23 protein-coding genes are annotated in these 20,972 nt (G+C 59.8%); 7 read left to right on the top strand and 16 right to left on the bottom strand.

What is annotated here, in order from left to right:
• Nucleotides 1–50: 50 nt before the first annotated feature.
• The 6 genes from JK232_RS19480 to JK232_RS19455 form a co-directional block, all read right to left on the bottom strand.
• On the bottom strand, nucleotides 51–1,238 hold the full coding sequence (locus JK232_RS19480; RefSeq protein WP_072931390.1) for an aminotransferase-like domain-containing protein: 1,188 nt from the start codon (nucleotides 1,236–1,238) through the stop codon (nucleotides 51–53).
• A gap of 66 nt (nucleotides 1,239–1,304) precedes the next feature.
• Nucleotides 1,305–2,006 (bottom strand): high-affinity branched-chain amino acid ABC transporter ATP-binding protein LivF, encoded by a 702-nt coding sequence (gene livF, locus JK232_RS19475; protein ID WP_072931388.1) that lies wholly within the window; start codon nucleotides 2,004–2,006, stop codon nucleotides 1,305–1,307.
• Nucleotides 2,007–2,026: 20 nt separating this feature from the next.
• Nucleotides 2,027–2,797 carry a high-affinity branched-chain amino acid ABC transporter ATP-binding protein LivG gene (gene livG, locus JK232_RS19470; protein WP_072931386.1) on the bottom strand — a complete coding sequence of 257 codons (771 nt, stop codon included), beginning with the start codon at nucleotides 2,795–2,797 and terminating at the stop codon, nucleotides 2,027–2,029.
• The gene (locus JK232_RS19465; RefSeq protein WP_072931384.1) at nucleotides 2,794–4,095 is read right to left on the bottom strand and encodes a high-affinity branched-chain amino acid ABC transporter permease LivM; all 1,302 of its coding nucleotides are present in this window, start codon (nucleotides 4,093–4,095) and stop codon (nucleotides 2,794–2,796) included. The genes livG and JK232_RS19465 overlap by 4 nt, the downstream gene beginning before the upstream one ends.
• Nucleotides 4,092–5,018: a high-affinity branched-chain amino acid ABC transporter permease LivH gene (livH, locus tag JK232_RS19460; protein WP_072931382.1), complete on the bottom strand. Its 927-nt coding sequence runs from the start codon at nucleotides 5,016–5,018 to the stop codon at nucleotides 4,092–4,094. Before livH ends, JK232_RS19465 begins: the two co-directional genes overlap by 4 nt.
• 112 nt (nucleotides 5,019–5,130) lie before the next feature.
• On the bottom strand, nucleotides 5,131–6,246 hold the full coding sequence (locus JK232_RS19455; protein WP_072931380.1) for a branched-chain amino acid ABC transporter substrate-binding protein: 1,116 nt from the start codon (nucleotides 6,244–6,246) through the stop codon (nucleotides 5,131–5,133).
• Nucleotides 6,247–6,641: 395 nt separating this feature from the next.
• Here JK232_RS19455 and panM point away from each other — a divergent pair, with 395 nt between their 5' ends.
• Nucleotides 6,642–7,022 carry an aspartate 1-decarboxylase autocleavage activator PanM gene (gene panM / locus JK232_RS19450; RefSeq protein ID WP_101829352.1) on the top strand — a complete coding sequence of 127 codons (381 nt, stop codon included), beginning with the start codon at nucleotides 6,642–6,644 and terminating at the stop codon, nucleotides 7,020–7,022.
• A gap of 62 nt (nucleotides 7,023–7,084) precedes the next feature.
• Here the strand turns inward: panM and rpoH are convergent, their stop codons facing one another.
• The 4 genes from rpoH to ftsY form a co-directional block, all read right to left on the bottom strand.
• Nucleotides 7,085–7,942, bottom strand: coding sequence for an RNA polymerase sigma factor RpoH (rpoH, locus tag JK232_RS19445; RefSeq protein WP_072931376.1), 858 nt, complete (start codon nucleotides 7,940–7,942; stop codon nucleotides 7,085–7,087).
• Nucleotides 7,943–8,229: 287 nt separating this feature from the next.
• Entirely contained in the window at nucleotides 8,230–9,210 is a 981-nt protein-coding gene (gene ftsX / locus JK232_RS19440) for a permease-like cell division protein FtsX (RefSeq protein ID WP_072931374.1), read from the bottom strand.
• Nucleotides 9,200–9,871, bottom strand: a complete 672-nt coding sequence (gene ftsE, locus JK232_RS19435) for a cell division ATP-binding protein FtsE (protein ID WP_072931372.1) — start codon at nucleotides 9,869–9,871, stop codon at nucleotides 9,200–9,202. The genes ftsX and ftsE overlap by 11 nt, the downstream gene beginning before the upstream one ends.
• A gap of 5 nt (nucleotides 9,872–9,876) precedes the next feature.
• Nucleotides 9,877–11,289, bottom strand: a complete 1,413-nt coding sequence (gene ftsY, locus JK232_RS19430; protein WP_101836060.1) for a signal recognition particle-docking protein FtsY — start codon at nucleotides 11,287–11,289, stop codon at nucleotides 9,877–9,879.
• A 224-nt stretch (nucleotides 11,290–11,513) separates the two neighbouring features.
• Here ftsY and rsmD point away from each other — a divergent pair, with 224 nt between their 5' ends.
• Together rsmD and JK232_RS19420 are read left to right on the top strand one after the other, a co-directional pair.
• Nucleotides 11,514–12,137 (top strand): 16S rRNA (guanine(966)-N(2))-methyltransferase, encoded by a 624-nt coding sequence (rsmD, locus tag JK232_RS19425; RefSeq protein WP_072931369.1) that lies wholly within the window; start codon nucleotides 11,514–11,516, stop codon nucleotides 12,135–12,137.
• Nucleotides 12,127–12,411, top strand: coding sequence for a DUF1145 family protein (locus JK232_RS19420; RefSeq protein WP_072931367.1), 285 nt, complete (start codon nucleotides 12,127–12,129; stop codon nucleotides 12,409–12,411). Before rsmD ends, JK232_RS19420 begins: the two co-directional genes overlap by 11 nt.
• Before the next feature lie 7 nt (nucleotides 12,412–12,418).
• On the opposite strand, the gene JK232_RS19415 is transcribed toward JK232_RS19420, so the two are convergent.
• Together JK232_RS19415 and JK232_RS19410 are read right to left on the bottom strand one after the other, a co-directional pair.
• A complete protein-coding gene (locus tag JK232_RS19415; protein WP_212589596.1) occupies nucleotides 12,419–12,778 on the bottom strand; it encodes a DUF2500 domain-containing protein in 360 nt (119 codons plus the stop codon).
• Nucleotides 12,778–13,098 carry a DUF1820 family protein gene (locus tag JK232_RS19410; protein WP_072931364.1) on the bottom strand — a complete coding sequence of 107 codons (321 nt, stop codon included), beginning with the start codon at nucleotides 13,096–13,098 and terminating at the stop codon, nucleotides 12,778–12,780. Before JK232_RS19410 ends, JK232_RS19415 begins: the two co-directional genes overlap by 1 nt.
• Before the next feature lie 205 nt (nucleotides 13,099–13,303).
• Between JK232_RS19410 and JK232_RS19405 the strand changes: the two genes are divergently transcribed.
• A complete protein-coding gene (locus JK232_RS19405) occupies nucleotides 13,304–13,930 on the top strand; it encodes a lysoplasmalogenase (protein ID WP_072931362.1) in 627 nt (208 codons plus the stop codon).
• 56 nt (nucleotides 13,931–13,986) lie between these two features.
• Here the strand turns inward: JK232_RS19405 and tusA are convergent, their stop codons facing one another.
• Nucleotides 13,987–14,235, bottom strand: a complete 249-nt coding sequence (tusA, locus tag JK232_RS19400; RefSeq protein ID WP_072931360.1) for a sulfurtransferase TusA — start codon at nucleotides 14,233–14,235, stop codon at nucleotides 13,987–13,989.
• A gap of 250 nt (nucleotides 14,236–14,485) precedes the next feature.
• Here tusA and JK232_RS19395 point away from each other — a divergent pair, with 250 nt between their 5' ends.
• Nucleotides 14,486–15,151: a 7-cyano-7-deazaguanine/7-aminomethyl-7-deazaguanine transporter gene (locus tag JK232_RS19395; protein WP_101836058.1), complete on the top strand. Its 666-nt coding sequence runs from the start codon at nucleotides 14,486–14,488 to the stop codon at nucleotides 15,149–15,151.
• A gap of 101 nt (nucleotides 15,152–15,252) precedes the next feature.
• Nucleotides 15,253–15,822, top strand: coding sequence for a DcrB family lipoprotein (locus JK232_RS19390; RefSeq protein ID WP_072931357.1), 570 nt, complete (start codon nucleotides 15,253–15,255; stop codon nucleotides 15,820–15,822).
• Between the two features lie 76 nt (nucleotides 15,823–15,898).
• Here the strand turns inward: JK232_RS19390 and JK232_RS19385 are convergent, their stop codons facing one another.
• Genes JK232_RS19385 through JK232_RS19375 form a run of 3 tightly spaced genes read right to left on the bottom strand, consistent with a single transcriptional unit; the run spans nucleotide 15,899 to nucleotide 19,442 of the window.
• The gene (locus tag JK232_RS19385; RefSeq protein ID WP_101829438.1) at nucleotides 15,899–16,987 is read right to left on the bottom strand and encodes an ABC transporter ATP-binding protein; all 1,089 of its coding nucleotides are present in this window, start codon (nucleotides 16,985–16,987) and stop codon (nucleotides 15,899–15,901) included.
• 16 nt (nucleotides 16,988–17,003) lie between these two features.
• Complete coding sequence (locus JK232_RS19380; protein ID WP_212589595.1) at nucleotides 17,004–18,383, bottom strand: phosphohexomutase domain-containing protein; 1,380 nt, start codon at nucleotides 18,381–18,383, stop codon at nucleotides 17,004–17,006.
• A 42-nt stretch (nucleotides 18,384–18,425) separates the two neighbouring features.
• Entirely contained in the window at nucleotides 18,426–19,442 is a 1,017-nt protein-coding gene (locus JK232_RS19375; RefSeq protein ID WP_212589594.1) for a LacI family DNA-binding transcriptional regulator, read from the bottom strand.
• Between the two features lie 256 nt (nucleotides 19,443–19,698).
• Between JK232_RS19375 and JK232_RS19370 the strand changes: the two genes are divergently transcribed.
• Nucleotides 19,699–20,970, top strand: a complete 1,272-nt coding sequence (locus JK232_RS19370; protein ID WP_246538733.1) for an extracellular solute-binding protein — start codon at nucleotides 19,699–19,701, stop codon at nucleotides 20,968–20,970.
• Nucleotides 20,971–20,972: the final 2 nt, after the last annotated feature.

Below are 20,972 nucleotides of genomic sequence, written 5' to 3'. Positions count from 1 at the left end.
AGATGGCAAAAAAGGGGCGAAGCGCCGGAAAGACGCCTCGCCGTTAACCCTTACAGGGCGCGCTTCAGGCGGGCAACCGCCTCCTGCATCTGTGCTTCTGTGGCGGTGGCAAAAGAGAGGCGGAAGGTGGAGTGGTCCGGCTCGGCGGCAAAGAAATACTCGCCCGGCACAAACACCACGCCCTGCTTCAGTGTCTCCTGCAACCAGTCTGCGGTGTTGCGCGGTTGGCGGAATTTCGCCCACAGGAACATGCCGCCTTTCGGCATCTCAAAGGTCACATGTTCACCCAGCTCCTGCTCCAGCAGGGAGGCCAGCACCTCACACTTGTGTTTGTAGGCGGCGCGGATGGTTTCGATCTGCGCCGGTAACCGCCCCAGCCCGAGGTAATATTCCGCCACCACCTGCGACAGCGAACTGGCGTGCAAATCTGCCGCCTGTTTGATGCTGGCCACTTTATGCAGCAGCCACGCCGGCATGATCACCCAGCCCAGGCGCAGCCCCGGTGCCAGGATTTTGGAGAAGGTGGAGGTGTAGATAATGTTATCGGTGTGGCCGTTCAGCGCAGCCGCCAGCTCAAACAGCGTCGGGTTGCGTTCGTCGGTGAAACGCAGCTCGCCGTACGGGTCATCTTCAATGATCAGGAAACGGTGCTCGGCGGCCAGTGTCACCAGCTGTTCGCGGCGCGCGCGGCTCAGCGAAACGCCGCTCGGGTTGCCGAAGGTCGGTACCAGATACACGCCCTTGATGGTCTGCGTTTTCAGCAGCTCCGCCAGGTCGTCCACGATCATGCCGTCACGGTCAGAGCGCACCGTCAGCAACTGCGCTTCGGCCAGTTCCAGCGTTTGCAGCGCCGCCAGGTAGGTCGGGCTTTCCACCACAAAAATGTCGCCGGGGTTAACCAGCGCACGCATCACCAGATCCAGCGCCTGCTGGGAACCGGCAGTCACCACGATGTCTTCCGGGCGGGTCACGATGCCGCGCTCCGCGCACAACCCTGCGATCTGCTCACGCAGGGTGTGGCTGCCTTCGGTGAGGCCATACTGGAACGCATTCTTCGGCTGCTCGGTGATCGCACGCTGCGTCGCCTGGCTCAGCCCGTCAAAATCAAACAGCGCATCCGACGGAATACCGCCGGCCAGCGAGATGACGTTCTCCATTTTACTGTGTTTAAGCAGCTCGCGGATGGCCGAACTTTTCAGCCTGATCATGCGCTGTGCCAGTAATCCCTCAGTGTTCATCTCTTTCTTCATGTTGATTCACTAAAAATAGGTGCCTGAAAAAGGGGCGTTGCCGCCCCGCTCCGGTCAGCCGCCCAGATAGGCGCTGCGTACCGCTTCGTTTGCCAGCAGGGCGTCGCCGCTGTCCTCCAGCACCACGTGGCCGTTTTCCAGCACGTAGCCGCGGTCAGCCAGTTTCAGCGCCTGGTTGGCGTTTTGTTCCACCAGGAAGATGGTCATGCCCTCTTCCCGTAATTGCTGGATGGTGTCAAAAATCTGCTGGATGATGATCGGCGCCAGCCCCAGCGACGGCTCATCCAGCAGCAGCAGTTTGGGCTGGCTCATCAGCGCACGGCCGATGGCCAGCATCTGCTGCTCGCCGCCGGACATCGTCCCGGCGCGCTGCGCCTCCCGCTCTTTCAGCCGGGGGAACAGGGTGTAAACCCGCGCCAGCCGTTGCTGGAACTGATCTTTCGCGGCAAAAAAACCGCCCATCGCCAGGTTCTCTTCCACCGTCATACGGGAAAAGACCCGCCGCCCTTCCGGGACAATGGCGATCGCCCCGCGCATGATCTGCGCCGTCTGCCAGTCGGTAATATCACTGCCTTCAAAGCGGATACGCCCGGTGGTGGCGCGCGGCTCGCCGCACAGGGTGCCGAGCAGCGTAGTTTTCCCGGCACCGTTGGCACCGATCAGCGTGACGATCTCACCCTTGTCGATATGCAGACTGACATTATGCAGCGCCTGAATCTTGCCATAGTGGGCGGAAACCTGGGTTAACGACAACATCGGATTTAATGACAAAGTAATTATTCCTCGCCCAGATAGGCCCGGATCACATCCGGGTTGTTACGGATTTCTGCCGGGGTGCCGTGCGCCAGCGGCGTGCCCTGATTGACCACGTAGATGCGGTCCGAAATGCCCATCACCAGTTTCATGTCATGCTCAATCAGCAGCACCGACACATTATGGTGGCCGCGCAGCTCGGCGATCAGCTCGTCCAGTTCGTCAGTCTCTTTCGGGTTCAGCCCGGCGGCGGGTTCATCCAGCATCAGCAGTTCCGGGCGCGTCACCATGCAGCGGGCAATCTCCAGCCGCCGTTGCTGGCCGTAGGCCAGATTCCCGGCCTGGCGGTTTGCCATCTCCAGCAGCCCGACGCGCTCCAGCCACACCGCTGCCCGCGCCTGCGCATCCGCTTCTGCCCGGCGGAAGCCCGGCGTCTTGAACAACCCGGCCAGCACGCCGCTTTTCAGGTGCTGGTGTTGCGCCACCAGCAGGTTTTCAATCACCGTCATTTCGCGGAACAGCCGCACATGCTGGAAGGTGCGCACCACACCCATGCGGGCGATTTTCTGCCCCGGCAGCCCCTCCAGGTGCTGATCGTTGAGTTTGATGCTGCCGCCGGTAGGCTTGTAGAAGCCGGTCAGGCAGTTGAACACCGTGGTTTTGCCCGCGCCGTTCGGGCCAATCAGCGACACAATTTCGCCCCGGTTGAGCGTCAGCGCCACGTTATTGACGGCCAGCAGGCCGCCGAAACGCATCATCAGGCCATCCACCTGCAATAAAGGTTGGGTACTCATGCCTGCTCTCCTTTATCGCCGGAATGGGCCGCCTGTTGCAAGGCCGCTGCGTTCATTTTCAATTGTGGCCGCTTCATCGGCAGCAGCCCTTGTGGCCGCCAGATCATCATCAGCACCATCAGTGCGCCGAGCACCAACATGCTGTACTCATTAAGGTCACGCATCAGCTCACGCGACACCACCAGCAGGATTGCCGCCAGAATCACCGCGAACTGCGAGCCCATGCCGCCGAGCACCACAATCGCCAACACAAAGGCCGACTCGGCAAAGGTGAAGGATTCGGGGCTGACGAAGCCCTGCCGCGCCGCAAACAGCGTCCCGGCAAAGCCGGCAAACGCGGCGCTGATGGTAAACGCCGTCAGCTTGATGCGGGTCGGGCTGAGGCCGAGCGAGCGGCAGGCTATCTCATCTTCGCGCAGCGCTTCCCAGGCGCGCCCCAGCGGCATCCGCAGCAGGCGGTTGATGACAAACAGCGTCAGCACCACCAGCAACAGCGCCACCATGTAGAGGAAGATGATGCGGTCGCTGGGGTCATAACGCAGGCCGAAGAAGTTGCTGAAGGTGTCCCAGCCGCCGTCCCGCGCGGTACGGCTGAACTCCAGCCCGAACAGCGTGGGTTTCGGGATCTGGCTGATGCCGTTCGGCCCGCCGGTGATCTCGGTGTTGTTCAACAGCAAAATGCGCACGATCTCGCCGAAGCCCAGGGTGACAATCGCCAGGTAATCGCCGCGCAGGCGCAGCACCGGGAAGCCCAGCAGGAAGCCAAACGCCGCACTGACCAGCCCGGCCAGCGGCAGGCTCTCCCAGAAGCCCAGCCCGTAATAGTGGTTCAGCAGCGCGTAGGTGTAGGCGCCGATGGCGTAAAAGCCGCCATACCCCAGCACCAGCAACCCGGACAGCCCGACCACCACGTTAAGGCCCAGCCCCAGCATGATGTAGATAAGCGTCAGGGTGGCGACGTCCACCGTGCCGCGTGACACCAGGAACGGCCAGGCGATAGCGGCCAGCAGCAGCACCAGCGCCAGCACTTTCTGCCGTGTGGTGGTGCCGTCAAAACTCGGCAACACGAACGACGGCGCACTGCCGCGTTTCAGGGTATGTTGCAGCAGCGGGCGGAACAGCTGGAAGAAAAACACCACCACGCAGCCGATGCCGATCCACTCCCAGCGCACGCTGGAGGCGCCGTTCACCACCAGCCGGGTGCCGTCGAGGCTCAGTTGCAGCCCCATCAGCAGCGAGGCCAGCACCAGCAGCACCAGCGTGGAGACCAGCGCATTGACCAGATTGAGTTGTTTCATACTTTCTCAACCTCCGGGCGGCCAAGGATGCCGGTCGGCATCACCAGCAGTACCACAATCAGCAGCGCAAAGGAGACCACATCTTTGTATTCGGTGCTCAGGTAGGCGGAGGTGAGCGCCTCGGCCACGCCGAGGATCAGCCCGCCAATCATCGCGCCCGGGATGCTGCCGATGCCGCCCAGCACGGCAGCGGTAAAGGCTTTCATCCCGGCCATAAAGCCGATGTAGGGGTTAATCACACCGTAGAACTGGCCGAGCAGCACGCCCGCCACCGCCGCCATGCCCGCGCCGATCACGAAAGTCAGCGAGATCACCCGGTCGGTGCTGATGCCGAGCAGGCTGGCCATCTTCAAATCTTCCGCACAGGCACGGCAGGCGCGGCCCATCCGCGAATAGCGGATAAACAGCGTCAGGCCCAGCATGGCGAGGAAGGTCACGATCCAGATGGTGAGCTGCATGGTGCTGATGGTGGCGGCAAAGCCGTTGCTCTCGCCCAGCGTCCATTTGCCGGTAACGATGCTCGGCAGCGCCAGATCGCGCGAGCCTTGCGTCAGGCTGACGCTGTTTTGCAGGAAGATCGACATCCCGATGGCGGAGATCAGCGCGATCAACCGCTTCGAGTTGCGCACCGGCTTGTAGGCCACGCGCTCAATGCTCCAGCCGTAGGCGCTGGCGATCACAATCGCCACGATAAACCCGGCGCCGATCAACAACCAGCCCGCGTCGATGCCCATCATCATCAGGGCGGCGATCACGATAAAGGAGACATAACTGCCGATCATATACACCTCGCCGTGGGCGAAGTTGATCATGCCGATGATGCCGTACACCATGGTGTAACCAATGGCGATAAGTGCATAGGTGCTGCCCAACGTGACGCCGTTGAACATTTGTTGCAGGAAATAGAGAAACTGCTCTGACATACGCTGACCTTAACGTGCGGACGCCCGGCCCGGAGTGATAAAGGCAGAAGAGGCGCGGTTCTCCGCGCCCCTCCCTGTGACTTCACCCGCCGGCGTCCTGCAATAACGGGGCTTATTGAATCGGTGTGGAAGTACCGTCTGCGTGCCACTGGAAGACGCCGAACTCGAACCCTTTCAGGTCGCCTTTCTCATCCCAGCTCAGCGGGCCCATGACGGTGTCCACGGGTTTGGCTTTGAGGTCTTTGACGATATCTTCCGGCTCCTGGCTGCCGCTGCGCACCATGCCGGTGGTCAGGGATTGCAACGCCGCGTAGGTTGTCCAGACAAACGGGCCGGTCGGGTCGAGTTTCTTGGCTTTCAGCGCGTCCACAATCGGCTGGTTGGTCGGTACCTGGTCATAGCGTTTCGGCAGGGTCACCAGCATCCCTTCGGACGCGGCACCGGCGATGTTCGACAGCGAGGAGTTGCCGACCCCTTCCGGCCCCATGAATTTGGCCGTCAGCCCGGCCTGTTTGGCCTGGCGCAGCATCTGCCCCATCTCCGGGTAGTAACCGCCGAAGTAAACGAAATCGACGTTCTCTTTCTTCAGGCGCGCCACCAGCGTGGAGAAGTCTTTATCCCCGGCGGTGATCCCTTCGAACAGCACCACGTTGGCCCCGGCTTTCTTCAGGCTCTCCTGCACTGAGCGCGCCAGCCCTTCGCCGTACTGCTGTTTGTCATGCACCACGGCGATACGCTGCGGTTTGATGTTGTCGACAATGTATTTTGCCGCCGTCGGCCCCTGGTCAGAGTCCAGGCCGGTGGTGCGCATAATCATCTTGTAACCACGGGTGGTCAGGTCGGCGTTGGTGGCTGCCGGGGTGATCATGATAATGCCTTCGTCTTCATAGATATCGGACGCGGGCTGGGTAGAGGAGGAGCAGAGGTGGCCGATGACATAACGGATGCCGTCATTGATCACTTTGTTGGCGACCGCCACCGCCTGTTTCGGGTCGCAGGCGTCGTCATACTCCACGCCCACCAGGGTGTCACCCTTGAGCAGCCCTTTGGCGTTGATGTCCGCGATCGCCTGGCGTGCGCCGGTGAACTCCATGTCGCCATACTGGGCGACCGGCCCGGACATGGCCCCGACAATGGCAATTTTAATCTCTTTGGCCACTGCTGTTTGCGCCATCGCCAGAGCAATACACCCGGCCAGCAGTACCGAACCCGTTTTGGTTACTTTCATCCGAACTACCCCATCTGTGGTTGTGATGTCATCGTTGTGGTTATTGCCTGAAAAACCGCCGCTTATTCCTTTTTCTGTATAGGTAATAACGGGTTAGTTTTCTTACAGGCGTTTTTTTATAATAAGACTTTATTTTTCATGCCATTAAACAGGAATTTTCTTCTGCAAATCAACTCACACACTCAGAAACAAGCGGTACAAACAGAATAAAAATCGGAGTAAATTCGCGCACCCTGAGATCAGTATGGTCGCTTATGCTGGCTTTTGCCGCAGTCGGTGATCTATAACTCTGAAAATGCGTGCGGAAAAAAACGTTGTGCGCAGTTAAAAAAAATAGCGTGCGCCATTTTTATATAGCGCAAATACCATGACCGCGTATTCCCAGGGCAGAGAGCATGAAACTCACGATTGAGCGGCTGACGGCGTTGAATCAGCAAGATGTGATTGATTTGGAAAAGATTTGGCCGCAACAGGCGTTCGCGCCCGGCCCGCTGGCCGGCAGTGGGCTGCTGTTTGCTGCCCGCTTCAATGCGCGGCTGCTGGCAGCGGTGAACGTTGAGGTTACGGGTGCCACCGCCGTGATGACCGGTTTCACGGTGCGTGAGGTGACGCGCCGCCGGGGTGTGGGGCGCTATCTGCTGGAAGAGACGATGCGGCAGGTGCCGGGCGTGCGCCGCTGGCGGCTGGAAGGCGATGCGGATGATGCGGCGCTACAGGCGTTTATGCTGGCGTGTGGGTTCCGGGCGGTTGCCGGGCATTGGGAACTCGCCGGATAACAGGCACAAAAAAGCCCGGCGAGCCGGGCTTTTTATCATTTACGGCCACACTGCGCCGGGCATTACGCCTCGATCGCCAGCCGCAGTTTCTTCATGGCGTTTTTTTCCAGCTGGCGCACGCGCTCAGCAGACACGCCGTATTTGTCGGCCAGCTCCTGCAGGGTGGACTTGTTATCGTCGTCCAGCCAGCGGGCGCGGATGATGTCCTGGCTGCGTTCGTCCAGCCCTTCCAGCGCGTAGCTGAGTTTGTCAGCGGCGTTGCTCTCCCAGTTGTCCTCTTCAATGCCCTCGGCAAAGTCAGAGCTTTTGTCCTGGAGGTAGAGCATCGGGGCCATCGCCTGGCCGTCACGCGCTTCGTCGTCCGGCGTCGGGTCAAAGGTCATGTCCTGCGCCGACATGCGGGATTCCATCTCCATCACGTCTTTGCTCGACACGCCGAGTTCACGCGCCACCAGCTCGACTTCATCCTGGTTAAACCAGCCCAGACGCTGCTTGGTTTTACGCAGGTTAAAGAACAGTTTGCGCTGTGCCTTGGTGGTCGCCACTTTCACGATGCGCCAGTTACGCAGCACATACTCGTGGATTTCGGCCTTGATCCAGTGCACCGCAAAGGAAACCAGACGTACCCCGACTTCCGGGTTAAAGCGGCGTACCGCTTTCATCAGGCCGATGTTGCCTTCCTGGATAAGGTCCGCCTGCGGCAGACCGTAGCCTGAATAGTTACGGGCTACGTGAGCGACAAAGCGCAGGTGAGACAGGATAAGCTGCTTAGCCGCATCCAGATCGCCCTGATAATGCAGCCGTTCAGCCAGCTCCCGCTCTTCCTCTGCCGTCAGCATCGGATAAGCATTGGCGGCCCGCACATAGGCTTCCAGGCTACCTTGGGGAATTAAGGCTAAAGTTTGCATTTCTTTGGTCATTCAAACCCTCTCTTGATTAGAACGTTCATGCAGGTTCGTTTACCGCCGGGCCTTTTTGATCTGTTTGCGTAGCCACGGGCGGACACCCTTACATTTGCTCACTCTTTGACCGTGATCGTCGTCACAAGTTCCCTGACAATCTTTTCCGGACAGCCAACCCTACGTGATGGCATCAAATTTGGGTAGGGAAAATGTGCGAAAGGAAGAGGCCGGAAAGGTGACTGCGTGGAGGCTCTTCCCCTGCGTACACAATCAGAGCAGCAGGGGAAGAGTATATCAAAAAATCGTTATTGTGGTGTAAAGCGCCGTAAATGTTGCACCGTGGCAAGCCACGCGGCGACCCAGCCAATCATCGCGGCAATCAGCAGCAGCAGCAGGCTTTCGTCCCAGCCCAGCCCATGCAGGGTGAAGGTGGTACCGAACACCGCGGCAACATGCAGCACCACGCTTTCCAGCCGCATGACCAGCGCCTGAGAGAGCACCAGCGACAGCAGCGCCCCAAACAGGCCGAGCATCGCGCCGCCATTCAGGAACGGCCGCAGGATAAAGCCGTCGGTTGCGCCAATCAGCTTCATCACATTGATGGTGTCACGGCGGCTGAAGATACTGAGCCGCACGCTGTTGCCGATCACCAGGAACACCGCCACGATCATCAGGATGCCGATCATCGCCGCCACCTGGCCAACCAGCCCGGTCAGCGCCGCCAGCCGGGCGAACCAGCTGTCATCCATCCGCACTTCGTCAATGCCCTGCACGGCCGCCACGCGGTCACGCAGGGTGTTGAGCGTCTCCTGGCTCTGGAAGTTGAGCTTCGGGGTGATGATCGCCACCGCCGGCAGCGGGTTCTCCTCCAGCATGTCCAGCGCGCCGCCGAACCCTGACCAGTTGCGGAACTCGCCCATCGCCTCGTCACGGGTGAGGTAGTTGACCTTCTCTACCCCGGCCTCTGCCCTCAGCGCTTTGATGACGTTTTCCGCCGCGTCATCATCCAGCGCCTTGTCGAGATAGACCGTAAGCTGCGGCGTCGGGTACCACTGCTGGGCCGCAGTGCTGACGTTTTTCCACACCAGGTAGCAGACGCTCGGCAGCGTCAGCGAAATGGCGATCACCATGATGGTGAGCAACGTCGCCAGCGGCTGGCGCAGCATGTCAGACAGCGCGTTCGACCAGGCGTAGCGCCACTGCTCATGCCAGCCGCCGCGCAATGATTTGCTTTTGGCCGTGTTGGCCGGTGCGGCGTTGCGGGTGGTTTTTGGGTTACTGGCCATGAGGGTGCCCTCCGCCCATACGGCCCTGGCTCAGGGTCAGGATGCGATAATCACGGCGGGCGATCAGGCCCATGTCGTGGGTGGCCATCAACACCGTGACGCCCACCCGGTTAAACTCTTCGAACAAACGCAAAATGCCTTCGGAGAGCGCTTCGTCAAGGTTGCCTGTGGGTTCGTCCGCCAGCAAGACCGCCGGTTTGTTTACCACCGCACGGGCGATGCCGACGCGCTGCTGTTCCCCGCCGGAGAGCTGGATCGGGAAGTTTTTCGCTTTGTCCAGCAGGCCGACCTTGTCCAGCGCGGCCGACACGCGGCGGCGGATATCTTCGGTGCTGGCCCCGGCGATCACCAACGGCATCGCCACATTGTCATACACCGTGCGGTCCATCAGCAGGTGGTGATCCTGGAAAATCATGCCGATCTGGCGGCGCAGGAACGGCACTTCGCGGCTTTTCAGGCGGCTGATGTCATGCCCGCCGAACCAGATATGCCCGGCGCTGGGGCGCTCAATGCCGCAAATCAGCTTGAGCAGCGTACTTTTCCCGGCGCCGGAGTGGCCGGTCAGGAACGCCATTTCCGCGGGACGGAGGTGGAAATCCACCCCCTGCAACGCTTGCCGGCCACCGAGATAAGCTTTACTGACCTGTTCAAAGCGAATCATCCGTATTAATCCTCTCGGGCAAAAAGTGCCTCAATAAAATCGTCGGCCTTAAACGGCCGCAAATCTTCAATGCTCTCACCGACGCCAATGTAGCGGATCGGGATGCCGAACTGGTCAGCGATGGAGAAGATCACCCCGCCTTTCGCCGTACCGTCCAGTTTTGTCAGCGTGATACCGGTCAGGCCCACGGCTTCATTGAACAATTTCGCCTGGCTGACCGCATTCTGCCCGGTGCTGGCATCCAGCGTGAGCATAACCTCATGGGGGGCGTTCTCGTCCAGTTTTTTCATGACGCGGACAATCTTCTTCAGCTCTTCCATCAGGTGCGATTTGTTCTGCAAACGCCCGGCGGTATCGGCGATTAACACGTCGATTTTACGCGCTTTGGCGGCTTGCAGGGCGTCGAAGATCACCGAGGCGGAATCCGCGCCGGTATGCTGCGCCACCACCGGGATGTTGTTGCGCTGGCCCCAGACCTGAAGCTGCTCCACCGCCGCGGCGCGGAAGGTGTCACCGGCGGCCAGCATCACGGATTTGCCCTGGGCCTCAAACTGGCGCGCCAGCTTGCCGATGGTGGTGGTTTTACCCACGCCGTTGACGCCGACCATCAGGATCACAAACGGCGTATGGGCGGTGACGTCGAGCGGCTCATCGACTTTCGCCAGAATCTCCGCCATCTCCTCTTTCAGCTTGCCGTAGAGCTGCTCGGCATCTTTCAGCTCTTTGCGGCTGGCGTGCTGGGTCAGCGAGGTGATGATGCGGCGGGTGGTTTCCACGCCGACGTCCGCGATCAGCAGCTGTTCTTCCAGCTCCTCGAACAGGTCATCATCGATTTTCTTGCCGCGGAACAGGCTGATAAAGCCGGAACCGAGATTCTGCTTGGTTTTGACCAGGCTGCGCTTCAGGCGGGCGAAGAAGCCCTCTTTGGTCGGGCGCTCCTGCTCCTGCGTCACGGCCTCGGCAGGCACAATCGGGGCCAGTTCCAGCGGCGCGGCCTGTTCTTCTTCCAGCACGGCGTCCGAAAGCGGCTCACCGCGGTCGTTGGCCAGCGCCGGGATGGCGGCGTCGGTCTGTTCTACCGGCTGGTGGGCGATGGCCTGCTCGTCCGCCACCTGTTCGGTGAGGGTCACAATTTCCTGCGCCAGCTGTTCCGGCACCGCGGCGGCCACCGGCTCGGCGTTTACCGGCTCAGGCAGGGTGGGTTCGGGTTTGACCGGCTCCGGCTGAGCAGGGGCGGCCTCCGGGACGTGCGTGATTTCCGGCTCAGCGGGCTTGGGTTCAGCAGGCGCTGCGTCAACAGGTGCGTCCGGTGCGGTGGTCTCTTCCGGAGAAACCACAACCTCTTCCTGTTCGGTTTTCTCTTCCTGACGGTTACGACCAAACCAGGAGAAAAACCCGCGTTTTTTCTCTTTTGCCATTTTTAGACTTCACTCCTCGCCTGTTGCTGGGCGTCAGGGCATTAAAACGTTATGAACCCGGCAGTCTATCACTTTATGTGAGCGGCAATACACCTCCGGCGGTGCAAAGCCGCTGTTTTCACGGGCATGGCGAAACATTTGCCCTGAAACCTGACACCGGTAGAATAGCGCACCAAACTGTATGTGAGTGCTGCCGGTTCGGCCGCTGAAAATTGAAACGAGATATGGCAAAAAAACCGCAAACCGCCCCGGCCGGGCAAATCCGCATTATTGGCGGGCAGTGGCGTGGCCGCAAACTTCCGGTTCCACACAGCCCCGGCCTGCGCCCCACCACCGACCGGGTACGTGAAACCCTGTTTAACTGGCTTGCGCCGGTTATTCGCGGCGCACGCTGCCTTGACTGCTTTGCCGGCAGCGGCGCGCTGGGCCTGGAGGCGCTCTCCCGCTATGCCGCGCACGCCACACTGCTGGAGTACGAACGGCCGGTGGCGCAGCAACTGGAGAAAAACCTGGCGCTGTTGCGCCCGGAGAGCGCGGAAGTGGTCAACACCAACGCGCTGAACTGGCTGGAGCAGCCCGGCACACCGTACGATGTGGTGTTCCTCGATCCGCCGTTCCGCAAAGGCATTCTGGATGCCACCGTGGCGCTGCTGGAGCAGCGCAACTGGCTGGCCCCGGACGCCTGGATCTATATTGAAGCGGAAGCCGAAAGCGCCGCCACCGCGGTGCCCGCAGGCTGGCAGTTACACCGTGAAAAAATCGCCGGGCAGGTCGCCTACCGGCTCTATATCCGCCTGAGTTCTGAGACATCACCGGCACCCGAGGAGAAACACACCGATGCTGATTAATATTGGCCGCCTGCTGATGCTCTGCATCTGGGGCTTTCTGCTGGCGAACCTGGTTCACCCGTTCCCGAAGCCGCTGAATATCTTCCTGAATGTGGCGATGATTTTTATGGCGATGATGCACGGGCTGCAACTGACGCTGCTGAAATCGACCCAGCCGAAAGACGGCCCGGCGCTCAGCCGTGCGCAGCAGTTCCGCATTTTCCTGTTCGGGGTGTTTGAACTGCTGGCCTGGCAGAAGAAGCAACCGGCACTGAAAAACCTGAAGAAGAAATAATCCCGCCTCAGGGCGCGGCGTCCGGGGTGAAGGCGATAAACCGCGTCCCCTGAAGCACCAGCGTGCCGCGCGCGCCCTTGTCGATCTGCTGGTAATCCGGTGCACTCAGCACCAACGTCACCGGGCTGTTGTCCAACGGCTTGAACGAGACCTCATAACGCATCTCCTCGACCGGGATCACCTCACGCTGGCGCGACCGGCGGTTGGGGGCCGGAAACTCACGCTTGCCCGCCACCGTCACCACCAGGTGCTGAACCGGCGCGGCATCATTCTCTGCGGCGGTGCGCCGCTGTTTCAGGTATTGCCGGGTCGCCAGCCCAACGATCAGCAGCACCACCAGCACAATAATCAGCGGCGGCTTACTCATCACGGCCGCTTGCCGGGCAGGTGCGGAAACGGCGCGACGTTATCGCCAAGTTCTGAAATACGTGCGCTGCCGCGTTCGGTGACGGCATCAATCCGGATCACCGCCTGCAACGGAATATAGCTGCGGGTGACCCCGGCAAACTCGCTTTTCAGCCGCTCGGCGGACGGGTCAACCAGCACCGTGGAGTGGCTGTCGAACACGAAATCCGCAATCTCGATAAAGCCGAACAGCGCGCCCTGCACCACTTCCCGCACATAGAGCTGATAGTTTTTACCGTTATTCATGAACTGAATCCGGTACAGCGGTTGTTCATTACTCATGACTTTCCCCTTTTCCTCCGCAGGAAATCTGACGCTTTTCGTTAACATAGCATGGCGGCGGCAGCCAGTGTAACGGACAGTAAAGCACCGGGAATCCGATTGTCCGCCGGCGGCGCTTTCCCCTACACTTATCCCGACAGAGGGAAATGCAGCCGCGCAGCGTGGCTGTAATGATGAAAAACATAAACGTTAAGAGGGAAACAGAATGAGTTGGCCTTTACTTGCGGTAGTTTTTTCGGCCTGGCTTTACGTAGATGCCAGTTATCGCGGCCCGGACTGGCAGCGCTGGCTGTTTAAGCCGATTACCTTGTTGCTGTTGCTGCTGCTGGCGCTGGAAACCCCGGTTCTGTCAGTGTACGGCTACCTGATCATCATGGGGCTGGTGGCGACGCTGCTGGGCGACGCGCTGATGCTGTTGCCGAAGTCACGCGTGATGTATGCGCTGGGGGCGTTTTTCCTTTCCCACCTGTTCTATACGCTGAGTTTTGCCACCCAGATGACCATCTCGTTGTTCTGGCCGCTGCCGCTGACGCTGGTGATTATCGGCGCGGCACTGCTGGCGGTGATCTGGACACGTCTGGAAGAGATGCGCTGGCCGGTGGTGACCTTTGTGGCGATGACGCTGCTGATGGTGTGGCTGGCAGGTGAGCAGTATTACATGCGCAGCACCGATTTCACCTTCTCGATTCTGGTCGGCACCTCCCTGCTGCTGCTGTCGGTGATCCTGGGGCTGGTGAACCATTACCGCCTGAAATTCCGCGCGGCGGATGCCCTGGTCGCAGCCTGCTACTTCGGCGGCCACTTTATGGTCGTGCGGTCGATGGTGCTGTAACCCGCCCTTCCCCCCAGTTTCACGGTCTGCGCCGCCTCAGGCGCAGACCTTTCCCTTCAGGCAACGCCTTTGCGCAACAGGTAACGGTACGGCAGGTTCTCGGTGTCCGAGGCCAGCAGGGTATGTTCCATAAACCGGCAGAAACCGGGAATGTCGCGCGTGGTGGCCGGATCGTCAGCAATAATCAGTAACGTCTGCCCTTCCTCCATATGGCGCACCGCTTTGCGCACCATCATCACCGGCTCCGGGCAACGCAGGCCCAGCGCGTCCAGCGTGTTATCTGCCTGGGAAAATTGGTCTGTCATGGTTTCTCTCAATCAAGGCTGGCGGGTGCGGCAACAGGCCGCAGCCGGAAAGGGGCACAGTTTACCGCCGCTGAAATCTGGTGCAAGCGACGTGAACGTTTGCGCAGCATTTAACCGTTTTCATCGGTTGCGCAAACAGGTAAGATGCGCGCCGCGCCGCCGGTTATGCGGCACTTTACCCGCCCGGCCCCCTGTGGCCGCCGGGCAGATTACTGGGTTCCCTCACCCCATCACTAAAAAGGTGACATCGATGTACGATTTTTCCCCGCAGCAGCGGATGTCTGCGCTGGTCTGGCTTTCCCTGTTCCACATTCTGATCATTACCTCCAGTAACTATCTGGTGCAGTTGCCGATTGATATTTTTGGCTTCCACACCACCTGGGGCGCGTTTACCTTCCCGTTTATCTTCCTGGCGACTGACCTGACGGTGCGCATCTTCGGCGCGTCACTGGCCCGGCGGATTATCCTGGCGGTGATGGTGCCGGCGCTGGTGATCTCCTACCTGGTGTCCGTGGTGTTTTACCAGGGCAGCTGGCAGGGCGTGGAGGCTGTCACGCAGTTCAACCTGTTTGTGGCGCGCATCGCCATCGCCAGCTTTATGGCCTATGTGCTCGGCCAGATCCTGGATGTGCATGTGTTCAACCGGCTGCGCCAGACCCACCGCTGGTGGATAGCCCCGGCGGCCTCGATGTTTTTCGGCAACATCAGTGACACGCTCTCCTTCTTCTTTATCGCGTTTTACAAAAGCAGCGACGTGTTCATGGCGCAGCACTGGGTGGAAATCGCGCTGGTGGACTACAGTTTCAAGGTGCTTATCTGCCTGATTTTCTTCCTGCCGATGTACGGTTTGCTGCTGAACCGCTTACTGAAACGCCTGAGCGAAGGCGGCCGGCAGATGCAGTACCATATGCATTGATTGGCGGGCAGTTTGCGTAAAAGTCTGACTTGCTTTTCGGCACTGAATAAGGTGCGATAAGGGCCGAAAGTCATGGATTCATGATCAAGAAGGAAGCCCTAATGCGTAAACTTGTTAAATATGCCGGAATTGGTCTGCTGGTCACGGGTCTTGCGGCCTGTGACGGTAACAGCGATGAGAAAGCCGGTGCCGCGCCGGACACTGACCAGACCACCACCCAGACCGCCGACGGCCGTCAGGTGAACCTGCTCGACGGCAGTGTGATGTTCACCATGCCGGGTGACATGACTGACCAGAGCGGCAAACTGGGCACCCAGGCCAATAATATGCACGTCTACGCTGATGAGAGCGGCCAGAAAGCGATTATTGTGCTGCTGAGCGACAACAGCCCGGACGGGCTGGATGTGCTGGCGAAACGCCTGGAAGACCAGCAACGCTCACGCGACCCGGATCTTCAGGTGGTGACCAATAAAAGCATCACGGTTGACGGCCAGCCGGCACAGCAACTGGACAGCGTGATCGCGACCAGCGGCAAAAAAGCCTACTCCTCTGTGGTGCTGGCGAAGGTGGCTAACCACCTGCTGACCCTGCAAATCACCCTGCCGGCGGACAACCAGCAGCAGGCGCAGAGCCAGGCGGAAAGCATCATCAATACGCTGAAGGTGAAATAACCTCAGGCGACACAGTCAAAAGGCGGGGCATCCCCGCCTTTTTTTCGTGCTTTTTCCGGCACACTCTTTTCGCGGCCTATGCCCGCGCCAGGCGTTGCCCGTCACTGCCAAACAGCAGCATGGCGTCTTCGTTCACCCCGAATGTCAGCGCCTCCCCGGCGGGGAACTGCAACTGTTTTGGCGACTTAAGCTTCAGCGGCTGCTCACCGGCACGCGCATAAACCAGCGTTGCGTCGCCCTGCAACTCGGTGAACTCCACCTCTACCGGCAGGTAAATCCCGTGCGCTTCCGGTAACCGGCCCTCTTCCCGTAACCAAAAGTGCTCCGGCCGGATGCCGACCCACAGCGCCTGCCCCGGCTGCACCCCCTGCGGCGGGCGGCGCAGCGTCACCGGCGGCTGTTGCGCCATCACCAGTTGCCCGTCCTGCCAGTGGGCGGGGATCAGGTTGATTTTCGGCGTGCCGATAAACTCCGCCACGAACGTGTTCTGCGGGCAGTTATACAGCTCAACCGGCGTGCCGATCTGCTCAATCTGCCCTTTGTTCAGCAACACGATGCGGTCAGCCAGCGTCATCGCCTCGACCTGATCGTGCGTGACGTAAATCATGGTGTTTTTCAGCCGGGTATGCAGGCGGCTGATCTCCTGGCGCATCTGTACCCGCAGGGCGGCGTCCAGGTTGGAGAGCGGTTCATCAAACAGGAACACGTCCGGCTGCTGCACAATCGAGCGCCCGATCGCCACCCGCTGCCGCTGCCCGCCGGAGAGCTGTTGCGGCAGGCGGTCGAGCACCTCCTCCAGCCCCAGCATCCGGGCGGCCTCCTGCACGCGGCGTGTAATCTCCGCCGCCGGGGTGCGGCAGTTCTTCAGGCCGAACGACAGATTCTGCCGCACGGTCATATGCGGGTATAGCGCGTAGGACTGAAACACCATCGACAGGCCGCGCTTACCGGCGGGCAACTGGGTGACCTCTTTGCCGTTGATGAACACCGCGCCGGAGGTGAGCGTTTCCAGCCCGGCAATAATGCGCAGCAGCGTGGATTTCCCACAGCCTGAGGGGCCGACCAGCACCAGGAATTCGCCCGGCTGCACCGAAAGGGATAATGCGTTGATAACGTTGTTTTTCTGATAACACTTGGTGATGCGATCCAGCGTGACGCCTGACATAGTAAACCTCCTTGACCTACACTCCGGCGGCCGGTGACGGGGCGATCAGCGCCAGCAGTTCACTGGTTTTAGCCTGCATCAGTGGCCGATCGCCGCGCGTTTCCACATTCAGCCGCAGCAACGGTTCGGTATTTGAACGGCGGAGATTGAAGCGCCACGCCGCAAACGCCATGCTCAGCCCATCGGTGTGGCTGACTACCACGCCCTCTGCCCTATAGTGCGCCTCGACGGTGCGCATCACCTGCGCCGGGTCTTCCACCTGGCAATTGATCTCCCCGGAGACCGGGAAACGCGCCTTGAGTGCGGCCACCCAGGCTGAAAGCGGCTGCGGGCGTTCGCCGAGCAGTTGCAACATCAGCAATGCCGGGATCATGCCGCTGTCGCAATAGCCGAACGCACGGAAATAGTGGTGGCCGCTCATCTCGCCGCCGTACAGCGCATTCTCCTGCCGCATACGTTCCTTCATAAAGGCGTGGCCGGTTTTGGTTTCCAGCGCAATGCCGCCGCATTGGGTGATCGTCTCGCGCGCCGCCCAGATCAGCCGCGGATCGTGCAGGATCGTTTCGCCGGGCGCACGCGCCAGCAGGGCCTCCGCCAGCAGGCTGACCACGTAACAGCCTTCGAGGTACTCGCCCCGCTCGTCGAAAATAAAGCAGCGATCGGCATCGCCGTCCCAGGCGAGGCCGATGTCCGCCCGGTAGCGCCGGATCGCCGCCTGGGTGGCCGCCCGGTTCTCCGGCAGCATCGGGTTAGGGACGCCGTGGGGGAAGTGGCCGTCCGGCGCGTGGTGGAGGGTGAGCCAGGTCATCTCACTGCCCATCAGGCGCAGCCGCTGTTCCAGCGCGTCCAGTATCGGCCCGGCGGCCCCGTTTCCGGCGTTCACCACCACCCGCAGCGGGCGCAGCGGTTGCCCGTGCAGGTAGCTGAGCAGATGGTCGATGTAGGGCGTGCGGTGGTCCAGCTGGCGATAGCGGCCTGTGGGCGACACAGGGAACACGTTGGCTTCCGCCAGCGCCCTGATTGCCGGTAACCCGCTGTCACCGCTGATGGGCTTTGCCCCTTCCCGCACCAGTTTCATCCCGTTGTAGTGCGCCGGGTTATGGCTGGCGGTGACCTGAATGCCGCCGCAGGCGTGCAGGGCGCGGGTGGCGAAATAGACCTCCTCCGTGCCGACCATGCCGATATCAATCACCTCTGCACCGCCCGCCTGTAACCCGTCGGCCAGCGCCTGTTTCAGCCCGGCGGTGGAGAGGCGGTTATCCCCGCCGATCACCACCCGTGCCGGGCGCAGCCAGGCGCTGTAGGCCCGGCCGATACGCCGGGCTATCGCCTCATCCAGCGTCACCCCCACGTCACCCCGGATGTCATACGCCGTAAAACAGCTCAATGTGTCCATGCTCTATCCTGCGTTAGCTACGGTTCCGGGTGCCCCTGCCGTTCAGGTTGATTCGCGCACGATCAACTCAAAACCCAGGTCGTGATGCACCCCCTTTTTCCCCTCCAGTAACAACCCGGCGGCAATCTCCCCCTTTTTTTCCGCATCCTGGGAAATGGTGGTCAGGCCGGGCAGGCTGGCGGGCAGCGGGATATTGTCGAAGCCGGTGATGGCAATCTCCTGCGGGATCGCGCGCCCCGCCGCCCGGCACGCCTGCACCGCCCCCAGCGCAAAGCGGTCAGAGAGGCAAATCAGCGCGGTCATCGCCGGGCTGTCACGCAGCAATGCCTGTGCAGCCAGCGCGCCATGCGGTTCGTCATGCTCCGTCTCGTATAACCGGCACAGGGACAGATCGATACCGTGCGCCGCCAGCGTGGTTTTGCAGGCATTGACCCGCGTCAGCATCAGGCTGTTATCACCGCAGAGCGGGGCCGACAGCGCAGACATCCCCTGCCTGCCCTGACGGGACGGAAACGAGATGATGCCGACACGCCGGTGGCCTTTCGCCAGCAGATGCAGGCAGATCTGCTGCATCGCCCGCGCGTTATCAATCGACACGCTGCTGTGGTGTGGGATGGCGAAATCAGTGGTGACCATCGGCAACCCTTTCGCCAGCGCTTTTTCAATGATCTGATCGTTATTAAACGTCGCATTCAGGATATAGCCATCCACCACGGCATTAATCGCCTGTATTCTGGCGTTGTCTTTCTGCTTTAACGGAATCAGCACGATATTCGCGCCTTTTTTCTCACAGGCATTGGCAATGCCTTTCATCAGATTTAAATCATGGTGATCGGTAAAGACATAACTCAAGGCGTCATTAAAAATAACGCCGATAGCGTCTGACTTTCCGGTACGCAATGCCCGGCCGAGATTATCCGGGCCATGAAAATAATGGGCCGAGGCGTAACTTAAAATCCGCTCCCGCAAGGCAGGCGAAAGTTTATCCGGATTATTATAGGCATTCGACACCGTGGTATGGGTGACGCCTAATTCACGCGCAATGGACTTCAATGTCATTTTCTTCCGCACAGACAGACTCATTACGTTATTCCTTTAATAAAAACCACGCCGCACCTTATGCGATTAATTCGCGAAATGTATGCATAACACGCCTTTCCCGTCAGGCAGGGAGTTTAACGATAAACAAAATGAAATCTGTGACAGGTTTAACGTTAAACCGCGAACCCCACATGCTAGCGTTAAAAAAGACTTCGAGCTTGCCTGAAATAAATAACACGGATGACTGCCGAATAATTATTTAAATGGTGAATATATGCTAGCCAAATTATTATTGCCGGTTATATTTACCGGCTCAACGCTATTACTCAGCGGCTGTGGGCCGGAAGAAGAAAAAGAAACCTCAACCCTGAAAATGTGGGTCGCCCCCAATATTACCCAGGAAACCTTCTGGGGCGGCATTATCCGTGACTGGAACGCCATTCCGGGTAACCCAAAAATTGAATTCACCGCCATCCCGGTGGCCGGCAGTTCGGAAGAAGCGATCATGAACGCGCTGGCCTCCGGCACAGAACCGGATATTTCCACCAACATTTTCATCGGCTTTGCCACCCAACTGGCGGAGTTGGGCCAGCTTACCAACCTCTCCACCCTGGAAGGTTATGACGCGCTGGTGGACACGCGGAAAATGAAACCCTTCACCCAGGCGTGGGAAATCAACGGCGAAAATTATGTCATCCCGATTTACGTCAGCCCGATAGTGTATTGGTGGCGCGGCGATCTGCTGGAAAAAAGGGGCATTGGCCGGGTGCCGGTGACCTACGAAGAGGTCTATGCGCTGTCAGAAAAGAATGTGGCGGCGGGCGGCCGTTATTCCATGCAGGTGACGGCCGGGAAAAACTGGTGGGATCGCTGGTTTGATTTCGTTCCGCTCTATTATGCGGCGTCCGGCAATAAACCCTACCTGAATAACGACCGCGCAGTATTTAATAATCCGGCCGGGCTGGAGGTATTAACTTTTATCCAGAAAATGTTCCTGAATAAATGGTCGAGTTACGATTTCACCTCGGCGGATGACCCGCTGGTGACCGGGGATGTGATTGGCGCGGTGCGCGGCCCGTGGGATATTACCCGCTACCGCGAACAATACCCGGCGATATTAGCGACTATCCGCATCGGCCCCATGCTGACTGCCGCCGGTCACGCTGCCCCGGCGACGATGGCCGACAGCAAAGGGCTGGTGTTATTTAACAGTTCCGATAAAAAAGAAGAGGCCTGGAAATTTATCCAATGGGTTTATTCCAACCCGAAATATGATGTGAAATGGCTGGAAGCCACCAATATGCCGCCGGCGCGGGAAGACTTGCTGACCAACCCGTTGTTTTCCGCTTACCTGGAAAATAACCCGCTGGCCAAAGAGATTATCTCTTACGTCAACCGCGCCACCCCACCGGCGGCCACCACCCGGACTATTGACGTCCAGCGCAGCATGACCCAAATGATCGAGCGCACGATATTTGAGAACCGCTCCCCGGCGCAGGCATTGCAGACATCAGCAGACGAGATTAACCACGCCCTGGGTAAATAACC

This window comes from Nissabacter archeti (assembly GCF_018257325.1).
In the GTDB taxonomy this organism is placed as follows: Bacteria; Pseudomonadota; Gammaproteobacteria; order Enterobacterales; family Enterobacteriaceae; genus Chimaeribacter; species Chimaeribacter arupi.
The sequence above is the reverse complement of the archived record's forward strand: the minus strand, read 5'-3'. Positions and strand labels throughout refer to the sequence as shown.

Excerpts from the sequence above, each read along its gene's own strand:
- JK232_RS19480 (WP_072931390.1), bottom strand. The coding sequence starts at position 1,238 with ATGAACACTGAGGGATTACTGGCACAGCGCATGATCAGGCTGAAAAGT.
- livF (WP_072931388.1), bottom strand. The coding sequence starts at position 2,006 with ATGTTGTCGTTAACCCAGGTTTCCGCCCACTATGGCAAGATTCAGGCG.
- livG (WP_072931386.1), bottom strand. The coding sequence starts at position 2,797 with ATGAGTACCCAACCTTTATTGCAGGTGGATGGCCTGATGATGCGTTTC.
- JK232_RS19465 (WP_072931384.1), bottom strand. The coding sequence starts at position 4,095 with ATGAAACAACTCAATCTGGTCAATGCGCTGGTCTCCACGCTGGTGCTG.
- livH (WP_072931382.1), bottom strand. The coding sequence starts at position 5,018 with ATGTCAGAGCAGTTTCTCTATTTCCTGCAACAAATGTTCAACGGCGTC.
- JK232_RS19455 (WP_072931380.1), bottom strand. The coding sequence starts at position 6,246 with ATGAAAGTAACCAAAACGGGTTCGGTACTGCTGGCCGGGTGTATTGCT.
- panM (WP_101829352.1), top strand. The coding sequence starts at position 6,642 with ATGAAACTCACGATTGAGCGGCTGACGGCGTTGAATCAGCAAGATGTG.
- rpoH (WP_072931376.1), bottom strand. The coding sequence starts at position 7,942 with ATGACCAAAGAAATGCAAACTTTAGCCTTAATTCCCCAAGGTAGCCTG.
- ftsX (WP_072931374.1), bottom strand. The coding sequence starts at position 9,210 with ATGGCCAGTAACCCAAAAACCACCCGCAACGCCGCACCGGCCAACACG.
- ftsE (WP_072931372.1), bottom strand. The coding sequence starts at position 9,871 with ATGATTCGCTTTGAACAGGTCAGTAAAGCTTATCTCGGTGGCCGGCAA.
- ftsY (WP_101836060.1), bottom strand. The coding sequence starts at position 11,289 with ATGGCAAAAGAGAAAAAACGCGGGTTTTTCTCCTGGTTTGGTCGTAAC.
- rsmD (WP_072931369.1), top strand. The coding sequence starts at position 11,514 with ATGGCAAAAAAACCGCAAACCGCCCCGGCCGGGCAAATCCGCATTATT.
- JK232_RS19420 (WP_072931367.1), top strand. The coding sequence starts at position 12,127 with ATGCTGATTAATATTGGCCGCCTGCTGATGCTCTGCATCTGGGGCTTT.
- JK232_RS19415 (WP_212589596.1), bottom strand. The coding sequence starts at position 12,778 with ATGAGTAAGCCGCCGCTGATTATTGTGCTGGTGGTGCTGCTGATCGTT.
- JK232_RS19410 (WP_072931364.1), bottom strand. The coding sequence starts at position 13,098 with ATGAGTAATGAACAACCGCTGTACCGGATTCAGTTCATGAATAACGGT.
- JK232_RS19405 (WP_072931362.1), top strand. The coding sequence starts at position 13,304 with ATGAGTTGGCCTTTACTTGCGGTAGTTTTTTCGGCCTGGCTTTACGTA.
- tusA (WP_072931360.1), bottom strand. The coding sequence starts at position 14,235 with ATGACAGACCAATTTTCCCAGGCAGATAACACGCTGGACGCGCTGGGC.
- JK232_RS19395 (WP_101836058.1), top strand. The coding sequence starts at position 14,486 with ATGTACGATTTTTCCCCGCAGCAGCGGATGTCTGCGCTGGTCTGGCTT.
- JK232_RS19390 (WP_072931357.1), top strand. The coding sequence starts at position 15,253 with ATGCGTAAACTTGTTAAATATGCCGGAATTGGTCTGCTGGTCACGGGT.
- JK232_RS19385 (WP_101829438.1), bottom strand. The coding sequence starts at position 16,987 with ATGTCAGGCGTCACGCTGGATCGCATCACCAAGTGTTATCAGAAAAAC.
- JK232_RS19380 (WP_212589595.1), bottom strand. The coding sequence starts at position 18,383 with ATGGACACATTGAGCTGTTTTACGGCGTATGACATCCGGGGTGACGTG.
- JK232_RS19375 (WP_212589594.1), bottom strand. The coding sequence starts at position 19,442 with ATGACATTGAAGTCCATTGCGCGTGAATTAGGCGTCACCCATACCACG.
- JK232_RS19370 (WP_246538733.1), top strand. The coding sequence starts at position 19,699 with ATGCTAGCCAAATTATTATTGCCGGTTATATTTACCGGCTCAACGCTA.